We start from the raw sequence: 2,951 nt of genomic DNA on the forward strand, positions 1-2,951 counted from the left end.
AGTGCGAGAACGCCGGACGACATCATTTTTCGGCTCGAACTGGACGCACTTGCCGCTCGCTTTCCCAATGTTCATGTGACTTGCATTTGCAGTCACGGAGACCCGGCCTGGACGGGTCCAACCGGGCGAATTAACAGTGAGATGCTCCTGACCTTGGTTCCCGATCTCCACAGCCGTACGGTGTTTGCCTGTGGGCCGGAATCCTACATGAAGGCTGCACGCAGCTGCCTCGATGCAATCGGGCTCGCCCGTTCACAGTATCATGAGGAGAGCTTCGGAGGCGGCAACAGTTCGCGTTCGGTACCGGCTTCAAAGGTTTCGTCTTCGGTCCGCTTCGTCAGGTCTGGCGTTGCGCATGACTGCGCGCCCGGAGAGACCTTGCTGGAAGTGGCGCGCCAATGTGGCGTCTACGTCCCCACCGCCTGCCAGCAGGGAGTTTGCGGCACGTGCCGGATCGCCAAGCTGTCCGGCGAAGTCGTCATGGATGACCTGGGCGGACTGACATTGGACGACAAATCGGCAGGCTACGTCCTGGCGTGCTGCAGCCGCCCGCAAGGCGACGTTTTGCTAGATCTTTAACCCCGGGTGAGTTTGGATTGAAGCCCAACGTGTCCGCTTCGAAGCACCACACGAACTTCGGCCTCAGGCACGTTCCCTCATGAATTGAAAAGACGATTACTGCTTTGGGTCAGCTCACGACAACGCTCGCGCCTGGAAACTGGCGCAGTTCCCGTTCGTGCGCGAACTCGACGGCTTCGACTTCGACGCGCAGCCATCGCTGGATCAGGGACAGATCAGGGAACTTGCGACCTGCCGCTGGATCGCCCACGGCGACACAGTCCTGTTCCTTGGCCCTCCGGGCACGGGCAAGACCCATCTTGCAGTGAGCCTTGGCCGCGAGGCAATCCGCCAGAATTACAACGTGCAGTTCGTCACGGCAGCCACGTTGGTGGCGATGTTGGCCAAGGCCCACAGCGACGGCTCGCTCGACAAGCAGTTAACGATCCTGTCACGGCCGAAATTGCTGATCATCGACGAGCTCGGATATCTTCCCTTCGAGCCCAATGCCGCCCACCTCTTCTTCCAACTGGTGTCCCGCCGCTACGAGAAGGGATCGATCCTGATTACCTCCAACCGTTCGGTGGGTGAATGGGGGAGCGTTTTTGGAGATCCCGTGGTGGCCACGGCAATCTTGGATCGCCTGCTTCACCATTCAACGGTGATCACCATCAGGGGGGACAGCTACAGGCTGCGCGAAAAGCGACGGTCCGGCCTTCTGCAGAAGGTCGGCTCGGTGCCCGAAACAAACCAAACAGCAAACCAATGAAGGGGTCAGTTCTTCAGTTCGCCAAAGGGTCAATTCCTGGATTCGTTTGACACCTAAGATTGGGCCGTCCCCTTGTCCATCACAGACGGAAGTGTCTGCCCTTGAGCATCAGGATATCCGGATCATCTTCCTCGTCTTCATCGGGTTCGTAAGCGGCCGGTGCCTCCAGCAGGTCGATTCGTCTGAGCTCCGACCGCCCATGGGAGCGTCCAGCGACAGCGTTTTGAACGTGTCGTATTGCCGATTGTAGCCGGCCACAAATCGTCCAGCCGCTTGCCATGCGCGCGATATAGCGAGAGTTTAGCCAGTCCGCCAAGCGGTATCGTCGCTGTACATTAGCAGCATCTTGACTAAGGCGCCGGCCGCTCCAGACTCAAAGGCATGGCGCGGGGCATTGGCATCGGTGACGTGGTTGCAATCACGGCCACGGTTCGAAGGCGGGTCACCGAGGACCGCGTAAGCGTCTCTATTCCGTCCTATAGCTTCCCGCATTCGATCCGGGATTCTTCCAAGGTCAAGCGAGGCCAGCAAATCGAGCTTACAGGCGAGGTCACGCGCACAGACGAGGAAGGCCGCAAGGTGACCATTGACATGTGGCCCCTGGTGACGATCGACATCGACAAGATCAGGCTGGTGGAGAAATACCGGCCACCGAAGCGCAAGAAGCCCCTGCGGGACATGGTGAATTAGCTCTTTGTATGTAAAAAGAGATATTGAACATTTTCCGGCAATCCTAGTTAGGACTGATGCCGCGCTATTTCTTCGACTTGTCCAGCAATGGAGAGACCTTCCCAGACCCTGAAGGTTCAGAGCTTCCGAACCTGGAATCTGCGGAGGACGAGGCAGCAAAAACGCTGCTTGAAATCGCAAGAGAAAAGCTGCCCGATGGCACCTACCGCGAGGCTAGCATTCAAGTCCGCGATGAAGCAGGCAACCAGCTAGTGCAGATCGTGGTCAAATTCGAACTGAGCCGCATAGCGGGCATCAGCAGCGCCTAGGTAGGGCGGGAGGAGCTGCTTTCTGACGAGATGGCCCCGTGGCCTACGGCTAGCCGGTCCAACAGCTTACGGGCCGCTGCGATTACACGGCGGGTTTCGCCGATGGTCTGCCGAAGGTCTTCGATGTCTGCGCGGGCGCGGCGCTCATTCAATCGAGCAGTTACTATGTCAAACTTGTCCCAGGCGGAAACCATTTGAAGACCCCTAGCGCTCCCGCAGCTCAAACTTGAGCACTGCGTCTGCGAACGTCTGGTCACTCTCGTCGGGTACCTTCATCACAAACTCTCGATAGGGGCCATCCGGCAGCTTATCTGTGGTGATCTCGACCAAGGCTCTCACCGCCTCTTGTTTTGCAGCTTCGAGATCGGGCAGATCTGTGCCTTCGACGTCGCGGAAGACTTGCCCGGTATCGGTGAAGTCGAAGAAAAAGCGAGGCATCCCTCCAAACACAATAATGCGGGAAAGGTTCATCTTGCTTCACGATTGGCTATGCAGCCGGCGCCCGCCGCTCGAATGCACGCAACCGCTAACGAGCGTGATCTGACGTCCAATGATGTCCGCGCATTTGGTTAAAAACGTACGCCGCCAGACTCATCGCCCTGATCGGCTTAGAGTTACTTCCGAAA

General features: G+C 58.0%; 4 protein-coding genes and 1 pseudogene. 4 read left to right on the plus strand and 1 reads right to left on the minus strand.

Features of this window, described 5'->3' with window-relative positions:
* The 4 genes and pseudogenes from NKI72_RS34400 to NKI72_RS34415 form a co-directional block, all read left to right on the plus strand.
* Positions 1 to 579, plus strand: a 579-nt coding sequence (locus NKI72_RS34400) for a 2Fe-2S iron-sulfur cluster-binding protein (RefSeq protein WP_352852171.1), incomplete at its 5' end; no start/stop codon positions are given.
* Positions 580 to 709: 130 nt separating this feature from the next.
* A pseudogene (istB, locus tag NKI72_RS34405) lies at positions 710 to 1,327 on the plus strand (IS21-like element helper ATPase IstB); the annotation flags it as partial.
* 381 nt (positions 1,328 to 1,708) lie between these two features.
* Complete coding sequence (locus NKI72_RS34410; RefSeq protein WP_352852173.1) at positions 1,709 to 2,017, plus strand: hypothetical protein; 309 nt, start codon at positions 1,709 to 1,711, stop codon at positions 2,015 to 2,017.
* 56 nt (positions 2,018 to 2,073) lie between these two features.
* On the plus strand, positions 2,074 to 2,325 hold the full coding sequence (locus NKI72_RS34415; protein WP_352694273.1) for a DUF6894 family protein: 252 nt from the start codon (positions 2,074 to 2,076) through the stop codon (positions 2,323 to 2,325).
* 204 nt (positions 2,326 to 2,529) lie between these two features.
* Here NKI72_RS34415 and NKI72_RS34420 read toward each other — a convergent pair whose 3' ends face one another.
* Positions 2,530 to 2,796, minus strand: a complete 267-nt coding sequence (locus NKI72_RS34420) for a DUF6894 family protein (RefSeq protein ID WP_352694275.1) — start codon at positions 2,794 to 2,796, stop codon at positions 2,530 to 2,532.
* Between the last annotated feature and the right edge of the window lie 155 nt (positions 2,797 to 2,951).

Source organism: Mesorhizobium sp. M0437 (assembly GCF_040321335.1).
Lineage (GTDB): Bacteria > Pseudomonadota > Alphaproteobacteria > Rhizobiales > Rhizobiaceae > Mesorhizobium.

Excerpts from the sequence above, each read along its gene's own strand:
- NKI72_RS34410 (WP_352852173.1), top strand. The coding sequence starts at position 1,709 with ATGGCGCGGGGCATTGGCATCGGTGACGTGGTTGCAATCACGGCCACG.
- NKI72_RS34415 (WP_352694273.1), top strand. The coding sequence starts at position 2,074 with ATGCCGCGCTATTTCTTCGACTTGTCCAGCAATGGAGAGACCTTCCCA.
- NKI72_RS34420 (WP_352694275.1), bottom strand. The coding sequence starts at position 2,796 with ATGAACCTTTCCCGCATTATTGTGTTTGGAGGGATGCCTCGCTTTTTC.